16 protein-coding genes and 1 riboswitch are annotated in these 18624 nt (G+C 37.4%); of the genes, 4 read left to right on the top strand and 12 right to left on the bottom strand.

The genetic code is table 11. The features are described 5' to 3' along the window. Positions 1-183 precede the first annotated feature (183 nt). The 3 genes from D7V20_RS16385 to D7V20_RS16375 form a co-directional block, all read right to left on the bottom strand. On the bottom strand, positions 184-495 hold the full coding sequence (locus D7V20_RS16385) for a hypothetical protein (RefSeq protein WP_120385142.1): 312 nt from the start codon (positions 493-495) through the stop codon (positions 184-186). Between the two features lie 129 nt (positions 496-624). Continuing rightward, positions 625-1626, bottom strand: coding sequence for an adenosine deaminase (locus D7V20_RS16380; RefSeq protein WP_120385141.1), 1002 nt, complete (start codon positions 1624-1626; stop codon positions 625-627). A 133-nt stretch (positions 1627-1759) separates the two neighbouring features. Next, on the bottom strand, positions 1760-3079 hold the full coding sequence (locus D7V20_RS16375; RefSeq protein ID WP_120385140.1) for an NCS2 family permease: 1320 nt from the start codon (positions 3077-3079) through the stop codon (positions 1760-1762). Between the two features lie 463 nt (positions 3080-3542). On the opposite strand from D7V20_RS16375, the gene D7V20_RS16370 reads away from it, so the two are divergent. Together D7V20_RS16370 and D7V20_RS16365 are read left to right on the top strand one after the other, a co-directional pair. Next, positions 3543-4487, top strand: a complete 945-nt coding sequence (locus D7V20_RS16370) for an ABC transporter permease (RefSeq protein WP_120385139.1) — start codon at positions 3543-3545, stop codon at positions 4485-4487. Next, a complete protein-coding gene (locus D7V20_RS16365) occupies positions 4487-5371 on the top strand; it encodes an ABC transporter ATP-binding protein (RefSeq protein WP_120385138.1) in 885 nt (294 codons plus the stop codon). Before D7V20_RS16370 ends, D7V20_RS16365 begins: the two co-directional genes overlap by 1 nt. A gap of 396 nt (positions 5372-5767) precedes the next feature. Here D7V20_RS16365 and D7V20_RS16360 read toward each other — a convergent pair whose 3' ends face one another. The 6 genes from D7V20_RS16360 to D7V20_RS16340 all read right to left on the bottom strand — a co-directional run bounded on the left by D7V20_RS16360 (position 5768) and on the right by D7V20_RS16340 (position 12703). Then, the gene (locus D7V20_RS16360; RefSeq protein WP_120385137.1) at positions 5768-6790 is read right to left on the bottom strand and encodes an ABC transporter substrate-binding protein; all 1023 of its coding nucleotides are present in this window, start codon (positions 6788-6790) and stop codon (positions 5768-5770) included. A gap of 47 nt (positions 6791-6837) precedes the next feature. Beyond that, positions 6838-7272, bottom strand: a complete 435-nt coding sequence (locus D7V20_RS16355; RefSeq protein WP_120385136.1) for a CopG family ribbon-helix-helix protein — start codon at positions 7270-7272, stop codon at positions 6838-6840. 4 nt (positions 7273-7276) lie between these two features. Further along, positions 7277-7399, bottom strand: coding sequence for a hypothetical protein (locus D7V20_RS20335; RefSeq protein WP_268877899.1), 123 nt, complete (start codon positions 7397-7399; stop codon positions 7277-7279). A 279-nt stretch (positions 7400-7678) separates the two neighbouring features. Then, positions 7679-11284 (bottom strand): urea carboxylase, encoded by a 3606-nt coding sequence (gene uca / locus D7V20_RS16350; protein WP_120385135.1) that lies wholly within the window; start codon positions 11282-11284, stop codon positions 7679-7681. 3 nt (positions 11285-11287) lie between these two features. Further along, complete coding sequence (locus D7V20_RS16345; protein WP_120385134.1) at positions 11288-11941, bottom strand: urea amidolyase associated protein UAAP2; 654 nt, start codon at positions 11939-11941, stop codon at positions 11288-11290. A 12-nt stretch (positions 11942-11953) separates the two neighbouring features. After that, on the bottom strand, positions 11954-12703 hold the full coding sequence (locus D7V20_RS16340) for an urea amidolyase associated protein UAAP1 (RefSeq protein ID WP_120385133.1): 750 nt from the start codon (positions 12701-12703) through the stop codon (positions 11954-11956). Between the two features lie 28 nt (positions 12704-12731). After that, a riboswitch (guanidine-I (ykkC/yxkD leader) is annotated at positions 12732-12830 on the bottom strand. A 503-nt stretch (positions 12831-13333) separates the two neighbouring features. On the opposite strand from D7V20_RS16340, the gene D7V20_RS16335 reads away from it, so the two are divergent. Continuing rightward, entirely contained in the window at positions 13334-14134 is an 801-nt protein-coding gene (locus tag D7V20_RS16335) for an undecaprenyl-diphosphate phosphatase (protein ID WP_120385132.1), read from the top strand. Between the two features lie 160 nt (positions 14135-14294). On the opposite strand, the gene D7V20_RS16330 is transcribed toward D7V20_RS16335, so the two are convergent. The 3 genes from D7V20_RS16330 to D7V20_RS16320 form a co-directional block, all read right to left on the bottom strand. Continuing rightward, a complete protein-coding gene (locus D7V20_RS16330) occupies positions 14295-15542 on the bottom strand; it encodes an OprD family outer membrane porin (RefSeq protein WP_120385131.1) in 1248 nt (415 codons plus the stop codon). Between the two features lie 126 nt (positions 15543-15668). Further along, the gene (locus D7V20_RS16325; RefSeq protein ID WP_120385130.1) at positions 15669-17036 is read right to left on the bottom strand and encodes an MFS transporter; all 1368 of its coding nucleotides are present in this window, start codon (positions 17034-17036) and stop codon (positions 15669-15671) included. Positions 17037-17339: 303 nt separating this feature from the next. Beyond that, positions 17340-18254 (bottom strand): LysR family transcriptional regulator, encoded by a 915-nt coding sequence (locus D7V20_RS16320; RefSeq protein ID WP_120385129.1) that lies wholly within the window; start codon positions 18252-18254, stop codon positions 17340-17342. 283 nt (positions 18255-18537) lie between these two features. On the opposite strand from D7V20_RS16320, the gene D7V20_RS20190 reads away from it, so the two are divergent. Then, positions 18538-18624 (top strand): hypothetical protein (locus tag D7V20_RS20190; protein ID WP_235831659.1); only part of this gene is annotated, 87 nt, incomplete at its 3' end.

Below are 18624 nucleotides of genomic sequence, written 5' to 3'. Positions count from 1 at the left end.
TTCATTTGCATATTTCCTCTTCGTTTAGGAAATATGCAAATTTTAAGTATAAAAATTTCAAAATTCATTCAATATCGTAGCAATAAGCCCGCTTGATTCAGAATGTCAGATCAATAAAATCAAAAATATTCCCCCCAAATTTGATCTATTTTTGTTTAAAAATACTATCCCGATCCATTCATATCATTTCAATCTTTCTAGTAAACAGCCTTTTAAACTATTGATGAGTGCCCGCTCAATCAGTTTATTCTTTACATTTTCATTGACTGTCGCCATCAGCAATTCTTGAGTAGGTACTTGATTTAAGGCATGTTCACTCACACATTCACAAATCTTTTCTTGTACATGATTATGTTGTTTGGTTGTTAAAAATAATGAGGAAGCCTGCCACAACTTCGAAGCTTTCAACTGATGACCACACTGCAATGCAATCCATGGTTTTAATAATCTTTGTGCAGTGGATTGTTTCTGATTTCCTGTCCATATAAATATCATAATAGCGATGATCAACAGTATAAAAAACAAAACCAGTATGCGTTTCACTGTATTTTCCTCGTAAAAAAGCAGTGTACAAAACACTGCTTTATCTTTGCTGCTTTAGGGTACCCTAGAGTAAATCGTTATTTACACCAATGCATCGATTTGATTGTTCCATTTTTGCTTTTCTTCATCTGAAATGAATGAAGCATCAAATGAATTTTTAGCCAATTGCTTTAGCTCATCATTGTTTAAATCAAGTGCTTCAGCGATTGCGAAGAAATTATCATTCATATAACCACCAAAATATGATGGATCATCTGAATTCACTGTCACATGGACGCCCTGCTTTAATAATCTGTGAATGTTGTGTTGTGCCATGTCATCCACCACGCACAATTTCAGATTACTCAATGGACACACTGTCAAAGGCATTTTTTCAGCAATTAAGCGTTGCATCAGTTTAGGATCTTCTTCTGAACGTACACCGTGGTCAATACGGTTCACTTTCAATAAATCTAAAGCTTCCCACACATACTCAGCTGGACCTTCTTCACCCGCATGCGCAACCACTAAAAAGCCTGCCTCACGTGCCTTTGCAAATACACGCTCAAACTTAGCTGGCGGATGCCCTACTTCACTTGAATCAAGCCCGACACCAATAATCTGATCTTTATATGGCAAAGCTTGTTCTAAAGTTTGAAATGCTGCTTCTTCACTTAAATGGCGTAAGAAACACATAATAAGTTTTGATGAAATGCCTAATTTTTCCTGAGCATCATCACATGCACGCTGTAAACCATTGATCACTGTAACAAATTCAATCCCACGATCGGTATGCGTTTGCGGGTCAAAAAACATTTCTGTATGTACAACATTATCTTCAGCACATTTCTCAAAATATGCCCAAGCCAAATCATAAAAGTCTTGTTCATGTACAAGAACATTGGCCCCTGCATAATAAATATCAAGAAAAGACTGCAAATTATGAAAATTATAGGCCTGTTTCACTTCTTCTACAGATTTGTATGGGATATCAATCTGGTTACGTTGAGCTATAGCAAACATGAGTTCTGGCTCAAACGTTCCCTCAATATGCACATGCAATTCTGCTTTTGGTAAAGCACGTATGAGTTCATTTCTATTCATGTTCTGTCCTCAAAAATCCAAAGTCAAAAACTCGTAATCAGTTAAATAACTTCTTTCAAACTAAAAATTCATCAATCATTTTAAATAAAAAAGGGTGCAAACTGAGTTTACACCCTTTCATAAATTGGAAAAATTATCCACCAAAGGCAATAAATTTAATCACCCAAAGTAAAGCAATAATCCAAACCATATACGGAACAGTCTTTGCTTTGCCTGTAAATAATTTTATCACTGCATAGCTGATAAAGCCCATCGCGATACCATCTGCAATTGAGTATGTAAATGGCATGAATACAATCGTTAAGAATGCAGGAACAGCTTCTGTAATGTCATCCCAGTCAATATTGGTGATACCTTGAATCATCAACACACCAACGAATAACAATGCTGGCGCTGTTGCAAACCCTGGAACTGACTGTGCCAATGGCGCTAGGAATAAACATGCAATAAATAAAACACCAACAACAACAGCGGTTAGACCTGTACGACCACCAGCAGCAACACCTGCAGATGATTCGATATAAGGTGTGGTCGAAGATGTACCTAAAGCAGCGCCAGCAACAATCGCAGTTGAGTCAGCAAATAAGGCCTTTTTCAAACGTGGTAATTTGCCATCTTTTAATAAACCTGCACGATGCGAAACACCGACAAGCGTTCCCGTTGAATCGAATAAATCAACCAGGAAGAAAACGAAAATCACTCCGACTAAACTTGCAGTAAACAAACCTTCGAAGTTCATCTGTAAGAATGTAGGTGCAATTGAAGGAATTGTACCCACTACACCTTTGAATTCATTTAGGCCCATTGCTGTTGCGATACCAGTAATCACTAAAATACTGATAATAATTGCACCACGGATTTTAAAATGATGCATCACCACAATCATGGTAAAACCGAGTAAAGTCAATAAAACAGTTGGTTGTTTTAAATCGCCTAAACCGACAAGTGTTGCTTGATTAGCAACGATAATTCCTGAGTTTTTCAATGCAATAAGTGCGAGAAATAAACCAATTCCGCCACCAATTGCAAATTTCAAAGACATTGGAATCGCATTGACAATCGCTTCACGGATCTTAAACATGCTGATTGCAATAAAAATCAAACCCGAAACAAATACAGCAGCTAACGCAGTTTGCCAAGGAACGCCCATACCTAAACATACAGAATAGGTAAAATACGCATTTAACCCCATACCTGGTGCCAATGCGATTGGATAATTTGCGATAATTCCCATCACAAAACAACCAATTGCAGCAGCCAAACAGGTTGCTACAAATACTGCACCATGATCCATCCCTGTTTCAGATAAGATCAAAGGGTTTACAATAATGATGTAACACATCGTTAAAAAAGTCGTTAAACCCGCAAGCATTTCGGTTCTAAACGTTGTTTTGTTTTCGCTTAATTTAAATAAGCGTTCAAGCAAACCCGCTGAAGGATTTGGATTTGTCATTGCTGAGCCCCTATCGAGTTTGAGCTATTCATTGATAAAATCTAGTTCATTTAATAGATGATGCACGTTCAAATTTAGCGTGAAGAAAGCATTCAATAAACGTACCAAAATAATATTTCCGATAAAAAGCAAATTGAATTAAAAAAGCTGCGGTTAGGCAGCTTTTACATATCAGAACGCTTCATACGCTCTTTATCGATTACATATTACAAATTATAACATACTGTTGAGTTAATTTTACCAATCAGTTCATGCTACTTATCCAGTTACTTTGAACGTGAAAGATCAAAAATACTTGGATGATGTTTTATAACTGATCGTAAACCCATTTGCTTCACCAATTGGAAAATTTTTTCATAAGATCATAAATAATGCTCACAGCAGTATTTAATGGCACTCATTTTGCTTAACAAATATTACGTTTTAAATGATCTGTAATACTAAAAAAGATGGGGACTGCAAAATGAGCTATGTCGCAAAAGAACTCAGCAAAAAGAATAGGCTTTTTTTAGGCATTGGTTCCTTTGTTATTCCTATATTGCTTTGGTGTGCTGTCAGTTACTTACCATTCATTTGGCATCCTCAAGTACAAATTACCAACTCAGGAAGTATTCCTTATCTACAAGTCGGTAGCCGTGTTGAAAAAAGTGTGTTCTATAGCGAAGCACAAAATGCAGTTGATCAAGATTCTGCACCACCACAAGGAATTTTAGTTAATCCAATTTATCTTCCTGCACCACATCAAGTTGCAAAAGCTTTAGTGACTGCTTTTACCACTCCCCCTGTTCAGCCAGATACCCCTTGGTTTCACCAAAGTTTATGGCACAGTATAAAAATCGTCTTTTCAGCTTTTATCCTGTCTTCGATCATCGGGATTCCACTTGGAATTTTGTGTGGATTTTCAAAAAGAATATCCATGCTCACCGAACCTTTTGTTGAGTTTTTCCGTTATTTACCTGCACCGGCATTTGGAGCTTTGGCTGTTGCTATATTGGGAATTAATGATGCACCTAAAATTGCCATTATCGTGATCGGAACACTCTTTCAACAAATCTTAATTATTGCCAATACCACACGTATGGTCGATCAAGGTCTAATCGAAGCGGGTTTCACACTGGGTACAAATAAAATAAAAAGCTTATTCAATGTGGTGATTCCAGCAGCTTTGCCCGATATTTATCGTGATTTACGTGTCTTACTGGGCTGGGCATGGACTTATCTGATTGTTTCTGAATTGATTGGTACAACTTCTGGTATTACTTGGTTTATTACCCAACAAGCACGCTACCAAAACTTCGACAATGTGTATGCCGCCATTTTAATTATAGGTGTGATCGGACTGGTCTGTGATCTAGTTTTAATGAAACTGGGTGAACGTCTGTTCGCTTGGAAAGTAGGAGCAAAATAATGAGTCAATCAACTTTATTTGATGTTAATTCGCATTTTCAAAAAATTTACGCTCGCCCTGTGATTTTAGAAGCAAAACAACTGAGCCAAGTCTTTAAATACGGTAAAACCGAACGCACCGTTTTAAATCAGATTGATTTGAAAATTCATAAGCGTGAATTTATTTGTGTCATCGGTCCGTCTGGTTGTGGTAAATCGACACTCAGTCGAGTAATTGCAGGTTTAGACCCCTATCATAGTGGTGAAATTTTAGTTGATGGTGAAATGATTACGGGTCCAAGTCCTGAGCGAGGAATGGTTTTTCAAGGTTATACCTTATTTCCATGGAAAACTGTGAAAGAAAATGTCATGTTCGGACCACTGATGAAAGGTGCAAGCCGCATGACTGCAGAAGCACATGCACGTGAATGGATTAATATCATTGGTTTAGATAAATACGAAAATCAGTATCCGCATCAACTGTCTGGTGGTATGAAACAACGTGTTGCTATTGCACGTGCTTTGGTCAATGAACCCAAAATATTGCTGATGGATGAACCTTTTGGTGCGCTTGATCCACATACCCGTCAACGCATGCAAAAGCATTTAATGGATCTATGGCAAAATATTGATATTACCATTATTTTTGTAACCCATGATATGGATGAAGCGATTCTACTTGCAGATCGAATTGTAGCGTTAAAAGCCAATCCGGGTGAGATCAAAGAAATTATTGAAGTAGATCTGCCACGCCCTCGCTCACTTGATTTAATGGCTACTCCTGAGTTTAAACGCTTGAGAAAGCACGTTGACCATTTAGTGCATGCGCAAGAAGATGAGCTTGATCCTGCATTACAAGACCTACCTAAAATTCCACGTATGACCCAAGTCAGTTCTACAAAATAAAGTTTGCTTTTATTGAATTATCTGAATATTTGTATAAGCCATAATACCTTCTACAAATATTCAGATGTTATATAAATTATTAGAGTTTAAATATTTTTTAAATAATTAATACCGTTATTTCCTACTATTCTGCACGATACACATAACGAATATACAGGTATACAAACTAAGTACTACTCTTAGTTTTGATTGACATGATAAAGCATCAAATTCACTAAAACATTGAACGATACAACTGCTATTTACATAACAATAGTAGCTCTATGTAGATACACGATCTATGTAAATCAAAATGCTAAAAATATGTCTATATATCTAATGAAGGTATATTCGGTTTAAACAGACATAAAAATAGCCCAAGTTTTGCTTAGGCTATTTAAAATACTGAAATTAAAACTATTTTAGCTCTTGAATAAGCGTAGGATAAATTAAACCATCTACATTCTGTTCTGTTGTATAAATACCATTGATCACATTAAATTTATTGACGTGATATGAAGAACCATAAATTGAATCAAAACCAGCAGTTTTACTAAAGACCTTTTTATTGGCTTGTATATCTAACAAATGTGTACCACTGACTAACTGTTCATATTGTGCAGAGTCAACGCCTGAACGGTTGGCCATGATTTTTACAGCATCGGCATGCGTTGCAGGATCATTGATGTATTTAACGGTTTTATCCCACACTTGAATTATTTTTTTCCACTGCGCTTTATGTGTCGATAAATGGCTCATATTCACAGTTAAAGTGTCATAAATTAAACCGGGTTTATCTTTTGAAGAGTAAATGATTTTAGACCCTGCAACTGACTTAAGTGCCTGACTCGCAACAGGTTGCCAAACTGCAATTGCAGAAACTTCAGGACTACTAAAGACTTGAGGCAGTTGATTGGTTGCAGAATTGACCAATTTAACCTCATTACTCGCAATTTTTTGGTCAGTTAATGCTGTTGAAAGTAAAAGATGGTCAACCAACCCTTTTTCCACACCGATTGATTTTCCTTTTAAGTCCTGAATGCTATTGATTCCCTCTTTGGCAATAATGACATCATTTCCAGCAGAATAATCGGTTGCCATGATTATCATGCCTTGTGTACCACCAGAGGCTGTGACTAAATTATCGCCGTTAGTCACTAAAACAGCATCCAATTGATTGGCTGAAAATGCCGACAAAGATGCTGAATAATCAAACCATTTAAAATCTACATTTAAACCCGCTTCTTTTAACCATCCTTTTTCAATTGCAACTTGCCATGCCACCCAACCCGGCCAGTCACTATAACCAATCGTAATTGGTTGAGCATCTGTTGTTGTTTTCGTATTTCCTTTTGCTTCAGGCACTTTAGCAGTATTGTCGCAACCACTCAGTAAAATGATCGACAATATCGATACAGGTAAAAAAGCCTTGTGAATCATATTCAAATCCTCAATATTTCATGTTGGTATTTTTTTCTTGACTAAACTCAAGCATTTTGTGGAATAGGCGGCATTACAGCATCCATCAGTTCAAGATGCCCTTTCACCACCCCCTTCAGTGCAATAAATTGCTGACTAATCTGTCTCAGTTCAGTGCTCACACCTTGCATGAGCATCACTTGTAAAATTTTTTGTCCATCCAGCTGTATGTGTAGTGAACTGATCACTTGTGTTAGAAACTGCTGTTGCAGATCAATCAGTTGATTACGTAATGTGCTATGTGCAACGTCATACAATAGCGTTAGCGTACCGACCATGACTTCATTACGAACCTCTAATTCAGCAATCAAGTGTTTATTGATCATATCTACGATTGCTTGTGAACGACTTTCGTAGTGTTGATCTACAATTTTTTGGTCAAGTGCAGTCAGCGTCATTTCAGGCACAGTTACGCTGATCCGTGCCAGTTTAGGTTTAGGCACAGGTTTATCCTTTTGAATTTCTTTGTTTATTGTGTTGTTGAATATGCAAACCAGCACGTGCGCTTATTAATTCAACAATGAATTTTTTAAGTGGATGCATGGCTTTTTGTTCAATCACTATATTCATGCTGATCTCCCTTGATATTACGAAATGTATTTTTGGTAATACCTATATAGATGCAGAAAATATGCCAATTTTTTTATTGAAATATCGCTAATTTAGAAGCATTTTGAGATATTCTTGGGCTATTTTTTGGGCAAAAATGAATGCTTTGCACAAACATGGCACTAAAATAAACCAGCAAAGCCCTATCGCTCTAATAGACCTTGATTCATACAGTGGTTCTCACAAAGCCAATATAAAAAAACCGCCTAGATAGGCGGTTATATTTAAAGTAAAAACAGATTAAGCCACTGGAGCCAATGTAAATAAAACTTGCCCTGTTTTTACGGTTTGCCCTTTTTCAATGGTGATCGCTTCAACCTTCATTCGTTCAGGTGCAACAATTGGAATTTCAATCTTCATTGCTTCAATCACAGCTAAGGTTGCACCTTGCTCTACAATATCGCCCAAAACACATTCAATTTTCCAAATCGATCCTGGCATATGTGATTCCACAGCACATCCCCCTTCAGGGACATGTATATAGCTATCATCAACAACAGCATCTAAACTTTCGGAGACATATTCAGCCAATCCTGCTTCATGCCAACGGCGACGTTCCAGATCAAAATTTTCTTGCTGAACAGCTTTAAACTCTGCGATTGATTGCTGATTTTCTATTAAAAAATCATTGTATTCTTTGAGATTAAGCACACCCTCTTCTATACGCAATTTTAAGCGTCCTGCTTTAAAATCTTCACGCATTTGCATCAATTCTGATTCAGAAACTTCATAAAATTTAATTTGATCAAAAAAACGTAATAGCCATGGTTTATCTTGTTCAAAATCAGGATTTTTACGATAACGCCCCCACATTTGCGATGTACGACCTACAAATTGATATCCTCCAGGCCCTTCCATGCCATATACACACATATAAGCACCGCCGATACCGACTGCATTTTCAGGTGTCCATGTCCGAGCAGGATTGTATTTGGTGGTGACAAGTCGGTGACGCGGATCAAGTGGGGTTGCCACTGGCGCACCTAAATAAACATCTCCCAAGCCCATTACCAAATAATTGGTGCTATACACAATATCTTTCACTGCTTGTTTTGATGCTAATCCATTAATACGGCGAATAAATTCAACATTATCAGGGCACCACGGCGCATCAGGGCGTACCGTTTGCATATAACGCTCAGTTGCTAATTGGGTTTGCGAATCTTCCCAAGCCAATGGCAAATAGACTGTACGTGATGGCACTTGCATTTCAATAATGCTTGGTAATTCATGTTCTGCATGTTGCAGCAATTTTAATAATTTTTTTTGATCAAGTTGAAGTGAGTCAAAATGGATTTGCAGCGAACGGATTCCCGGCGTTAAATCAATAATTCCGTCAATATTTTGTGCTTTCACCCATTGCATGAGTGCATGTACACGAAAACGTAAATTTAAATCGAGTACCAATTCCCCATATTCCACCAGTAAATAATGATTACCTGCAGGACGATAAGTCACTTCAGGACGAACATCATCACCCGCTAATCTTGCAAGTACAGCATCTTCTAAACTGTCTATTTCAGCATGAAAACTTGCTGAAAAATTAACATCTTCGATATGCTCTAGTTGTAATGCCTTGGCGTAGTTTTGACTTAATTGTTGTGCTTGATCATAAGAAATCGGTACAAATTTTACTTTATCACCTGCTTTTAACTGCCCAATTTTCCATAATTCAGAATTTACAATGACCGCTGGACAAACGAAGCCACCTAAACTTGGGCCATCTGGCCCTAAAATAATCGGCATGTCCCCAGTAAAATCAATTGCTCCAATCGCATAGGCATTGTCATGAATATTTGATGGATGCAATCCTGCCTCGCCCCCATCCTGACGTGCCCATTCAGGTTTTGGCCCGATTAAACGAATACCAGTACGGCTAGAGTTGAAGTGAATTTCAAATTCGTTGGCAAAGAAAGTATCTATATCTTTTCGAGTAAAGAAATCGGGAGCGCCATGTGGCCCATACATGACCGCAATTTCCCATGTATTTGAGAATGTTGGAATTTGTGCTGTACTTAACCCAATACTATTTTCTGATGAATAAGATGTAATCGGTAACATATCACCAATCAACAAATTACGTCCTGCATGCCCACCAAATTGACCTAAGGTAAATGTTGCTTGAGAATTTAAATATTGAGGAACATTTAAACCACCTTTAATGCCAATATAACTGCGGCAACCCGTAATAATTTTACCCGTTTTTAAAACTTGCCCTTTTTTAACATTTATCGTTTGCCACATGGGTACAGCAACACCATCAAGTGTAGATGGCATATTACCGCCTGTCAGGACAATTTGGCTATTACAGTGAAACTTTAAAGTTGGCCCCTGCAAGGTACATTCTAAGCCTGCTGTATTAAACTGATTTCCTAATAACTGATTGGCAACATTTAATGACAATGGATCAATTGCACCTGATGGAGGAACGCCAACATCCCAATAACCGAGACGCCCTGTCACATCTTGCACAGCAGTTTGAATACCTGCTTGTAATACCTCAATTTTTTGAGTTTTCCATTCAAACGTATTTAAAAAGCGTGTAGTTTGTGTCCCTGCTTTAAATACCTCACACTCAACAATATTTTGTAAATATTCAAGATTTGTTTCGATTCCTGCAACTTGGGTTTTCGCTAAAGTTCCTGTCATTGCTTGAATGGCGGACTCACGATCTTCAGCAGTCACAATAATTTTAGCAATCATCGGGTCATAAAATGATGATACATTCGAACCTGTTTCAACCCACGTTTCATTACGGGCATTTTGATCAAATTCAACGTAAGTCAATAAACCTGCACTCGGTTGAAAGTTTTTAATCGGGTCTTCAGCATATAAACGAACTTGGATTGAATGCCCTTGAGGTGCCTCTAACTGCTTTGGCAAGATTAAATCACCACTGGCAAGTGTCACCATCCATTCAACTAAATCTATGCCAAACACTTGTTCAGTCACGCCATGTTCTACTTGTAGACGTGTATTGACTTCCAAGAAATAAAATTCTTGGGTGTCTGTATCCATGACGAACTCAACTGTACCTGCAGAACGATAATTCACCATCTGCATCAATTGAATAGCAACAGTTTGAATATAATCACGTTGCTGATCATTTAAATGTGGTGCGGGCGTTTCTTCTATCACTTTTTGATTGCGACGTTGTACAGAACAATCACGCTCCCCCAAAGCTAAAATCTTACCTTTCCCATCACCAAAGATTTGCACTTCAATATGTCGTGCATTTTGTACAAATTTTTCTAAATATAAACCTGCATCTTTAAAATTTGCTTGCGCAAGATAAGACACAGTTGCATAAGCTTCCTTCAGCTCTTCCTCATTCCAAACCAAACGCATGCCAATACCGCCACCTCCAGCAGTACTTTTCAACATGACAGGATATCCAATACGATACGCTTCAGTTAATGCTTCAGTCTCATCTACAAGTAAACTGCTTCCTGGTAATAAAGGCACATTGCTGCGAACTGCAAGTTCACGGGCAGTATGCTTTAAACCAAAATCACGCATTTGCTGTGAACTCGGGCCAATAAAGGCAATCCCTTGAGCTTCACATAAATCACAAAATTCAGCATTTTCAGACAGAAAACCATAACCAGGATGAATGGCCTGTGCCCCAGTTTGTTTAGCAACTTCAAGAATTTTATCAATATTTAAATAACTCTGACTCGCAGGACTGTCACCAATAAATATCGCTTCGTCAGCCAAAGTCACATGTAATGAATCACGATCCGCTTCTGAATAAACCGCGACAGATTGAATGCCTAGTTTTTTAAGGGTACGAATAATACGACAAGCAATTGCACCACGATTGGCAATAAGCACTTTATTAAACATGATTTATGCTCCTTTGCCTTCACGCACGATCAATTGAATCTTGGTTGGGTTATATGCATTACATGGATTATTTAATTGCGGGCAATTTGAAATTAAAACAATCAAATCCATTTCAGCTTTGACTTCAACGTACTTGCCCGGTGCCGAAATACCATCATCAAATTTCAGGCGTCCATCACGAGTCACGGGGACATTCATAAAAAAGTTAATATTGGGACCGAGATGACGCACATTTAAAGCATGCTTTTTGGCAATTTCATGTTGAGATAAAGCAATCATGAAATTATTACGACAACTGTGCATAGGGAATTTGTCATGTGCATAACGCACGGTGTTACTTTCGCATGAACACGCTCCCCCTAAAGTATCGTGGCGACCACAATTATCTTCATAAATCGTGGCAATCGCATTGCCTTGATTGGTATAGAGAACTGTGCCTTTTTCAAGATAAATCTGTTGATTAATCGCTAAAGTATCTGTAGCGCTATAACGTTCCTCAGGGTTTTCAGCTGAGATAAATAAGGTATCGACGGCTTGGTTGCCTTCCAAATCGACAATACGAAAATACTGTCCTTTTTTCACTTCACACATCCACGCCTCGCCAGCAGGACATACTTCATTTAAAACAGTTTGATCCACTTGTGTTAAAACTGACATGCATAATCTCCTTTAAACAGCTGCTTTACAGACATGATCGAAAACGTAATAACGTGCGTTATTTTCAAAGGCACGTTGATTTTGCGAACATGAATCACGACAGATGTCTGTATCCGCTAAAGGAAATGCTTTGTATAAACTGAGTTGAATATCTGCGGGGTTATAGTCTGTACTTTGAGATAATGCATGTGGAGCAGCAGACAAAAATACCAAACAATCCATTTCAAAACGCAATTCAATCATTTGATTGGTATTATCACTGTCGATATAACTTAGCTTACCTGCATCATCGGGTACGACTTTAGAAAATAAATTGACGGTTGCACTTAAGTCACTTTGCCCCAATGAAAATTTAGTCATTTCAAGCAGTAAACTGTCATAACCATTACGAAACATCGCATTTCGAGCATCTTGAAAAGTTTTGCGACCATACTGTTTTTCAATCTGTTTCGCGGTACTTGCACCACATAACACATCATTCCAAGCATGCTGATCGGTGACGATAGACGCCATGACACGACCTAAGTCAGAATAAAGTACATGCCCTGTTGTTAAAAAGGCGGTATGTTGCCCTTTTAAACTGTCAGGCATATTGAAACGCTCTAATTTATCTTCAGCATTTACACAGAATAAGGAAACATTGGCCTGCTCGCCCAAAGCTTGAAAACGTAATGCCGTGCCACGTTGAATACGGCCAGACCAATGATGCCCACCGGGTAAAAGTTCTGTCCAGAATGGTTGATTGTTATGATATTCACTCATTACTTGTACCTCTTCAGGTTTAAATCGAACCTCCCGGGCTTTTATCCCTCCGTGTAGTTCTTGCGAACCGTGAACTCTCGGTCTCAGACATACATCGAAATGTATCGGAACCCTAGATCACTTTTATCTAATATCTAAAATATCTAAATAGTGATTAAGCAAATGCCATGCCAATTTAGTATTATTATTTTTAGGTTTAGTAATACTATTTTGAGCAAAATAAGTGCATTAATTGCAAATCATCAATAAAGTGCGCCATTTTTACTGCATCAATATGCATCAATCAGTGCTAAGCACTTCCAACAATGAAAGCGAATCGTTAATCTGAAAATCTTAGATTGAATAAAACGCGAGATATTACCCAAACGACTTTTATTGGTTTTAATTTTTCAAATAAAATGTACTAGAAATATTTTCATTATTTATCAAAGTTTTAATTTATAAAAATGCAATCTACAACCAATCAATTGATCAGATTTTGTATAAACTTGAACTGTTTAAGAATAAAATTAAATCCACATAAAACTTAACTGCATAAAATAATGTAAAAAATTACAATTTTTCATTTCTAAAAATATTGAAATGCATTAAAAATGGTTCAAATTTTTAAAACCAATCACTGTTTAATTTATGGAAAATTTTGAGCTTCTTAAAGCCTTATTTTTGGGTTTAATCGAAGGATTAACTGAGTTTCTACCGATTTCAAGTACGGGACATTTAATTCTTTTTGGACATTTAATCGATTTCCATTCGGATGGTGGTCGAGTTTTTGAAGTAGTGATCCAACTTGGCGCAATTTTGGCCGTGTGTTGGTTATATCGACAAAAAATTATAGAGCTTATTAAAGGCTTTTTCTCTGGGGACTTACATGCACGGCGTTTTGCGATCAATGTACTGATTGCTTTTATTCCAGCCGTTGTGATTGGTGTACTCGCTGTCGATTTTATTAAACAAGTATTATTTAGCCCAATTGTTGTCGCCTGTGCGCTGATTATAGGTGGACTCATTATTTTTGCTGTTGAAGCAAGAAAGTTTGAACCTAAAACTATTGAAGCAACAGACATTACCATTAAACAAGCCATTATTGTTGGATTTGCACAATGTGTGGCAATGATTCCAGGAACGTCTCGTTCAGGTGCAACCATTATCGGGGGAATGCTCGCAGGTTTGTCTCGTAAGGCCGCAACAGAATTTTCTTTCTTCCTCGCGATGCCAACCATGCTTGGTGCTGCAACTTATGACTTGATTCGTAATGCAGATGTCCTTACTTCTGACAATTTAGTCAATATCTCGGTTGGCTTTGTCGCCGCATTTATTGCTGCACTATTGGTCGTTAAAGCGCTGGTTAAGTTTGTTGAAAGACATACTCTAAAAGTATTTGCATGGTACCGCGTCGTATTAGGTGTCATTTTACTCATGGTATTCTTATAAATTAGATAAGTCATAAATATACAAACCCCCTGAATTTAAAATTCAGGGGGTTTTTCTTGGAATGTTGATAAGCCCCTTCATCTAAAGCAGCATCAAAAATCGAAATTGTTGATGGCTATTAGGATAAGCAACTGATCGTCAAAGTTTCATTCGAGAACCATTAAAACTTCTTGGTATAGGTTGTTAAGATGCGATTTTCCTGAAATGAATTGCCATGATCAATATCATAGTCGATGTATAACCATTGGAATGCCAAACCTTTTAATGATGGGTTTTGGAATTGATAAGCTAGGATCAAATTCAACTCTGACTCTTTATTGTCTCGACCTTGCGCATCTTTAAAATCATAACCATACGCATATTTTGCCAAGGCATTTAAACCGGGCACATAATTTTTAAAATCATAACCATAGACGGCATGGATGGATTTCTCATCTTTCTTAAAGAAACCCGTTGCATTCCAGTTAATAAAATACAACTCTGGCAAGAATCCATCGGGAAGCGGATACGCTGTGTCACCTGAAATTTGTTGATAACCCAATGCCGCATTATGATTGCCAACCGATATTTTCTCGAGTACCCCAAAATTATGGTTATCAATCTCACCTGCTTTTGCATCACCAGAATCTGCAGATCTAAAATATTTCAATCGGGTTTGTGATTTTAAATACTGATTTTTCCATGAATATTCTAAGCCAACATAGTGTTTATCGTATAAATCTTCTAAATCACCATAATAGTATTCAGCCTTTAAATTAGGTGTAACATCGTATTTAAGATCGATATAATTTAAACCATCTGATTCATGCTTTTGTCCTTTTACCGTATAAGAAAAACGATGGAATCCTTCTTCATATCGTGGAGAAACTTGTTCAACTCGCCCTAATTCAAGTTTAAATTTATCTGTGATTTTAGATTGAAGTTGACCACCCCAATATGAGCTTAATAATTGGCGACTCGCATCTACAGAAGTAATCGGTAAATCCAGCCAAAGCTCACCCACTTTTAATTCAGTTTGGTCATAACGTGCTTTAAACGTTGCACCATATTTAAAAAAGTTACGATCCTGAGTTTGTGTGTTTTTATCAAAAGGCAAAATCGTATCATCAACATGTCGATCTTCGCTTAAACGATACGCATATTGCAAAGAAGCGTCTAAACCTAATTCAATCGGTTTATCAGCCACTTCCAAAACTGTTGGGATATATTTTGAATTATAAAAACCTGATATCCCTTGTGACCAACTACCTGGATCTTTTAAATCATCACGATCAAAATTACGTTCAATGAATGCATTTTTTAATAGCAGTTTAAACTGATTGTCATTGGTCGTCTCAGCATGAGTTAAACTTGCCGCACAAAAATTGGCGATTAAAATAGAAAGTAGTGTTTTTACAGTGGTTTGCATAATTAATCCTTATTAGAGTTGTATCGATATTCCTAAATTTGATACAAGCGAGTCCTAACGCAGAAGGTATACACATACCTTCTGAGTCGTTTTCAATGTGAGTGTGTTATGTTGGAATTCAGCCCGTTATTGCGCTTTTGCTGCTGAGTTTTTAGCAAAGTCGTTTGATTGCTTTGCTCTGCTTTCTGTAGAAACCTTCAGATTCACCATGAATATTGCCAAGGCAGCGATAACACCTGGAACTGCAATAATCATGAAGTTCAATTGATGAGGAAGTTGCAGTGTGAGTAAAGCACCTGTTAAAACTGGTCCTACAATTGCACCGATTCGACCAATCCCAGATGCCCAGCCCATACCTGTAGAACGAACCGCAGCTGGATAGAATTGCGCCACGAAAGTGTAAAGTAGAATTTGCGAACCAATAGTTGCTGCACCTGCAATTGCAATTAAGCTATAGAGAAGAACTTGATGGCTCTTAAACCCAAGTAAGGTTAATGCCACAGCACCTACAGTGAACATGATAATAAGTACAGGTTTAAGATGGAAACGGTCTGCTAGCACACCACCACCAATCGCACCGACCATACCGCCAATATTGAGGGCAAATAAGAACAACATACTTGCACCCAGTGAATAACCTGCTTGAATCATGAGTTTTGGCAACCAACTCCCCAGTGCATAGACCATCAGTAAGCACATGAAGAACGCAACCCAAAACATAATGGTGCTGGTGGTGCGCCCTTGTTGGAACAAAGCTTTCAGTGGTGCTTCATCACCATGAGTCGATTCATTTAGAACAAATTCAGTTTCTGGTGTGATTGCTTGTTGTGGCGCAATCTTTTTCACAATTTGCGCAACTTTTTCAGATTCACCTTTTTTAGTGAGGAACATTAAAGATTCTGGTAAACACTTCCAAATTAAAGGTAGGCAAAGTAATGGTAAACCAGCGATATAGAACATGATTTTCCAACCATAGTCGGCAACCAACCATGCGCCAAGCAATGCAGAAGTCATTCCGCCAATCGCATAACCACTGAACATCACCGCGACAAGCGTACTACGAATACGTTTTGGTGCATATTCTGTCATCAAAGCCACGACATTCGGCATTACACCGCCAATCCCAAGACCTGCAAGGAATCTTAAAATACCAAACTCAACAGGTGTTGAAGTGAATGAACCCAAGAAAGTAAAGCCACTAAAAATAGCCACACAGATCATAATGGTTTTCTTACGACCTAATTTATCTGAGAGTGTGCCAAAACTCATTGCACCAAACATCATTCCAAATAATGCTGTACTGGCCAATAAACCTGCTTGTACCGCAGTTAAACCCCACTCTTGCATTAACAAAGGTAATGCTACACCGTAAATAACCAAGTCATAACCATCAAAAATAATGATCATCAAACACCACAATAAAACACTCCAATGAAATGGTGTAAATTTAGCCTCATCCACAATGCTATTTATATTCAATTTATTCGTTTGCATATTCAGCCTCCTGCTGTGAAACGTGATAAAATTTTCCAAACAATGAGGCAACTGATTTTTTTTGTCCAAAACCGATTACATATATTCATACCTAAAAGGTCGGGTTAATAAAAAATTTTTTATTAACAATATATTAAAAATAAGACTGATTAGAAATTCGTTCTATTTATTACTATTTTTTCTTTTAATTTTATTATTTTTACCTACTATTTATTTTTCTGAGACAAACTTTAGAACAAATCAAAGGATTTGCTCTAATTTAAAAATATTTTACTATTCACATAATATTTACAGTTATATATTTTATAAATAGTTGCGATCATACTGAAATCCTTCCAAATCATAAACCTGATAAATACAATCAAATAAAGAACGAATATTTTCGCTTTCATCCATACAACGTATCGCCAAAAAAATTGGGCTTTTCGCAGAGCTGTCTAATAAAGGAATATAATTTAAATTGGGAAGCTGAATCGTTTTGGCACTTTCTGGAACAATACAAATCCCTTCACCTGCAGCAACCAAACCCAATGCAAGCTGAATTTCTCTAACTTCTTTTAAGTTTTTAGGATCTAAACCATGTTCAGAAAAAATATTTCGTACTTGTGTTGAAAAGTTTGGTTTTGGATGACTCGGATACAGAAATAAATTTTCATCCTCTATATCTGCTAAATATGTTCCTTTTGAATCTAGAGCTAAAGGATGACTGGTATGCACCGCAACCATTAAAGGTTCTTCACGTAATAATACACGTCGTACTGCTGGGTCTGAAATTCTTAAGCGTCCAAAGCCCACATCAATCTTGCCTTCTTTTAACGCTTGAATTTGATCTTTGGTACTCATTTCCACCAGTTCTATTTTTAGATGCGGTTGTTGCTGCCGAAACATATATACAATTTTAGGTAACAATCCATAAAGTAAAGAACCAACAAAACCCATCGTCACTGTTTTTTCGATAAGACCAATACGCTTGGTCATCGACTTAACTTCTTCCGCATTAGACAAAAGTTTAACAGCGTGTTGATAGAAAAATTGCCCTGCTTCCGTCGTTTTCAACGGACGACTGCCCCTCTCGAAAAGTGCAATTCCTAGTTCACTTTCAAGGTTTTGAATCTGTCTGCTCAATGGTGGCTGAGCAATAAAAAGTTTTTCTGCTGCTTTTGTGAAACTTTGTTCTTCAACAACAGCGACAAAATAGCGTAAATGTCTGAGTTCCATTTTAACTCCATACCTTTAAGATATAAAAAAATGCAAATTTGATCTTAGACAGCGATCATTCATTCTTTTAAGGTATATCAAAAGCAAGATGAAAATCAAGATTGCAAAACTTTTCAGTACGCAAGCGGATCCAATTAATCCAGTCAGTCAAATGAATAAGTAGTGCATATTCAACGTTGTAGATCTTGCTAAACAGAACATGGACAGTGGTCAGCAATAACAGTAGACAGCATTTCAATACTGCGAGTCACATGCCAAACCACTCATACTGAGGAGCAATCGTATGAACCGTCAAGAAATTGATGTTTTAGTTAAGCAAATGAACGTGGAAACGGCGACTGGTACTGTCAATCATCGTGTACAACAAATT

Source organism: Acinetobacter rongchengensis (assembly GCF_003611475.1).
GTDB lineage: Bacteria > Pseudomonadota > Gammaproteobacteria > Pseudomonadales > Moraxellaceae > Acinetobacter > Acinetobacter rongchengensis.
Note: the sequence above shows the minus strand (reverse complement) of the source record. Positions and strands in the feature narration are given on the sequence as shown.

Excerpts from the sequence above, each read along its gene's own strand:
- D7V20_RS16385 (WP_120385142.1), bottom strand. The coding sequence starts at position 495 with ATGATATTTATATGGACAGGAAATCAGAAACAATCCACTGCACAAAGA.
- D7V20_RS16380 (WP_120385141.1), bottom strand. The coding sequence starts at position 1,626 with ATGAATAGAAATGAACTCATACGTGCTTTACCAAAAGCAGAATTGCAT.
- D7V20_RS16375 (WP_120385140.1), bottom strand. The coding sequence starts at position 3,079 with ATGACAAATCCAAATCCTTCAGCGGGTTTGCTTGAACGCTTATTTAAA.
- D7V20_RS16370 (WP_120385139.1), top strand. The coding sequence starts at position 3,543 with ATGAGCTATGTCGCAAAAGAACTCAGCAAAAAGAATAGGCTTTTTTTA.
- D7V20_RS16365 (WP_120385138.1), top strand. The coding sequence starts at position 4,487 with ATGAGTCAATCAACTTTATTTGATGTTAATTCGCATTTTCAAAAAATT.
- D7V20_RS16360 (WP_120385137.1), bottom strand. The coding sequence starts at position 6,790 with ATGATTCACAAGGCTTTTTTACCTGTATCGATATTGTCGATCATTTTA.
- D7V20_RS20335 (WP_268877899.1), bottom strand. The coding sequence starts at position 7,399 with ATGAATATAGTGATTGAACAAAAAGCCATGCATCCACTTAAAAAATTC.
- uca (WP_120385135.1), bottom strand. The coding sequence starts at position 11,284 with ATGTTTAATAAAGTGCTTATTGCCAATCGTGGTGCAATTGCTTGTCGT.
- D7V20_RS16345 (WP_120385134.1), bottom strand. The coding sequence starts at position 11,941 with ATGTCAGTTTTAACACAAGTGGATCAAACTGTTTTAAATGAAGTATGT.
- D7V20_RS16340 (WP_120385133.1), bottom strand. The coding sequence starts at position 12,703 with ATGAGTGAATATCATAACAATCAACCATTCTGGACAGAACTTTTACCC.
- D7V20_RS16335 (WP_120385132.1), top strand. The coding sequence starts at position 13,334 with ATGGAAAATTTTGAGCTTCTTAAAGCCTTATTTTTGGGTTTAATCGAA.
- D7V20_RS16330 (WP_120385131.1), bottom strand. The coding sequence starts at position 15,542 with ATGCAAACCACTGTAAAAACACTACTTTCTATTTTAATCGCCAATTTT.
- D7V20_RS16325 (WP_120385130.1), bottom strand. The coding sequence starts at position 17,036 with ATGCAAACGAATAAATTGAATATAAATAGCATTGTGGATGAGGCTAAA.
- D7V20_RS16320 (WP_120385129.1), bottom strand. The coding sequence starts at position 18,254 with ATGGAACTCAGACATTTACGCTATTTTGTCGCTGTTGTTGAAGAACAA.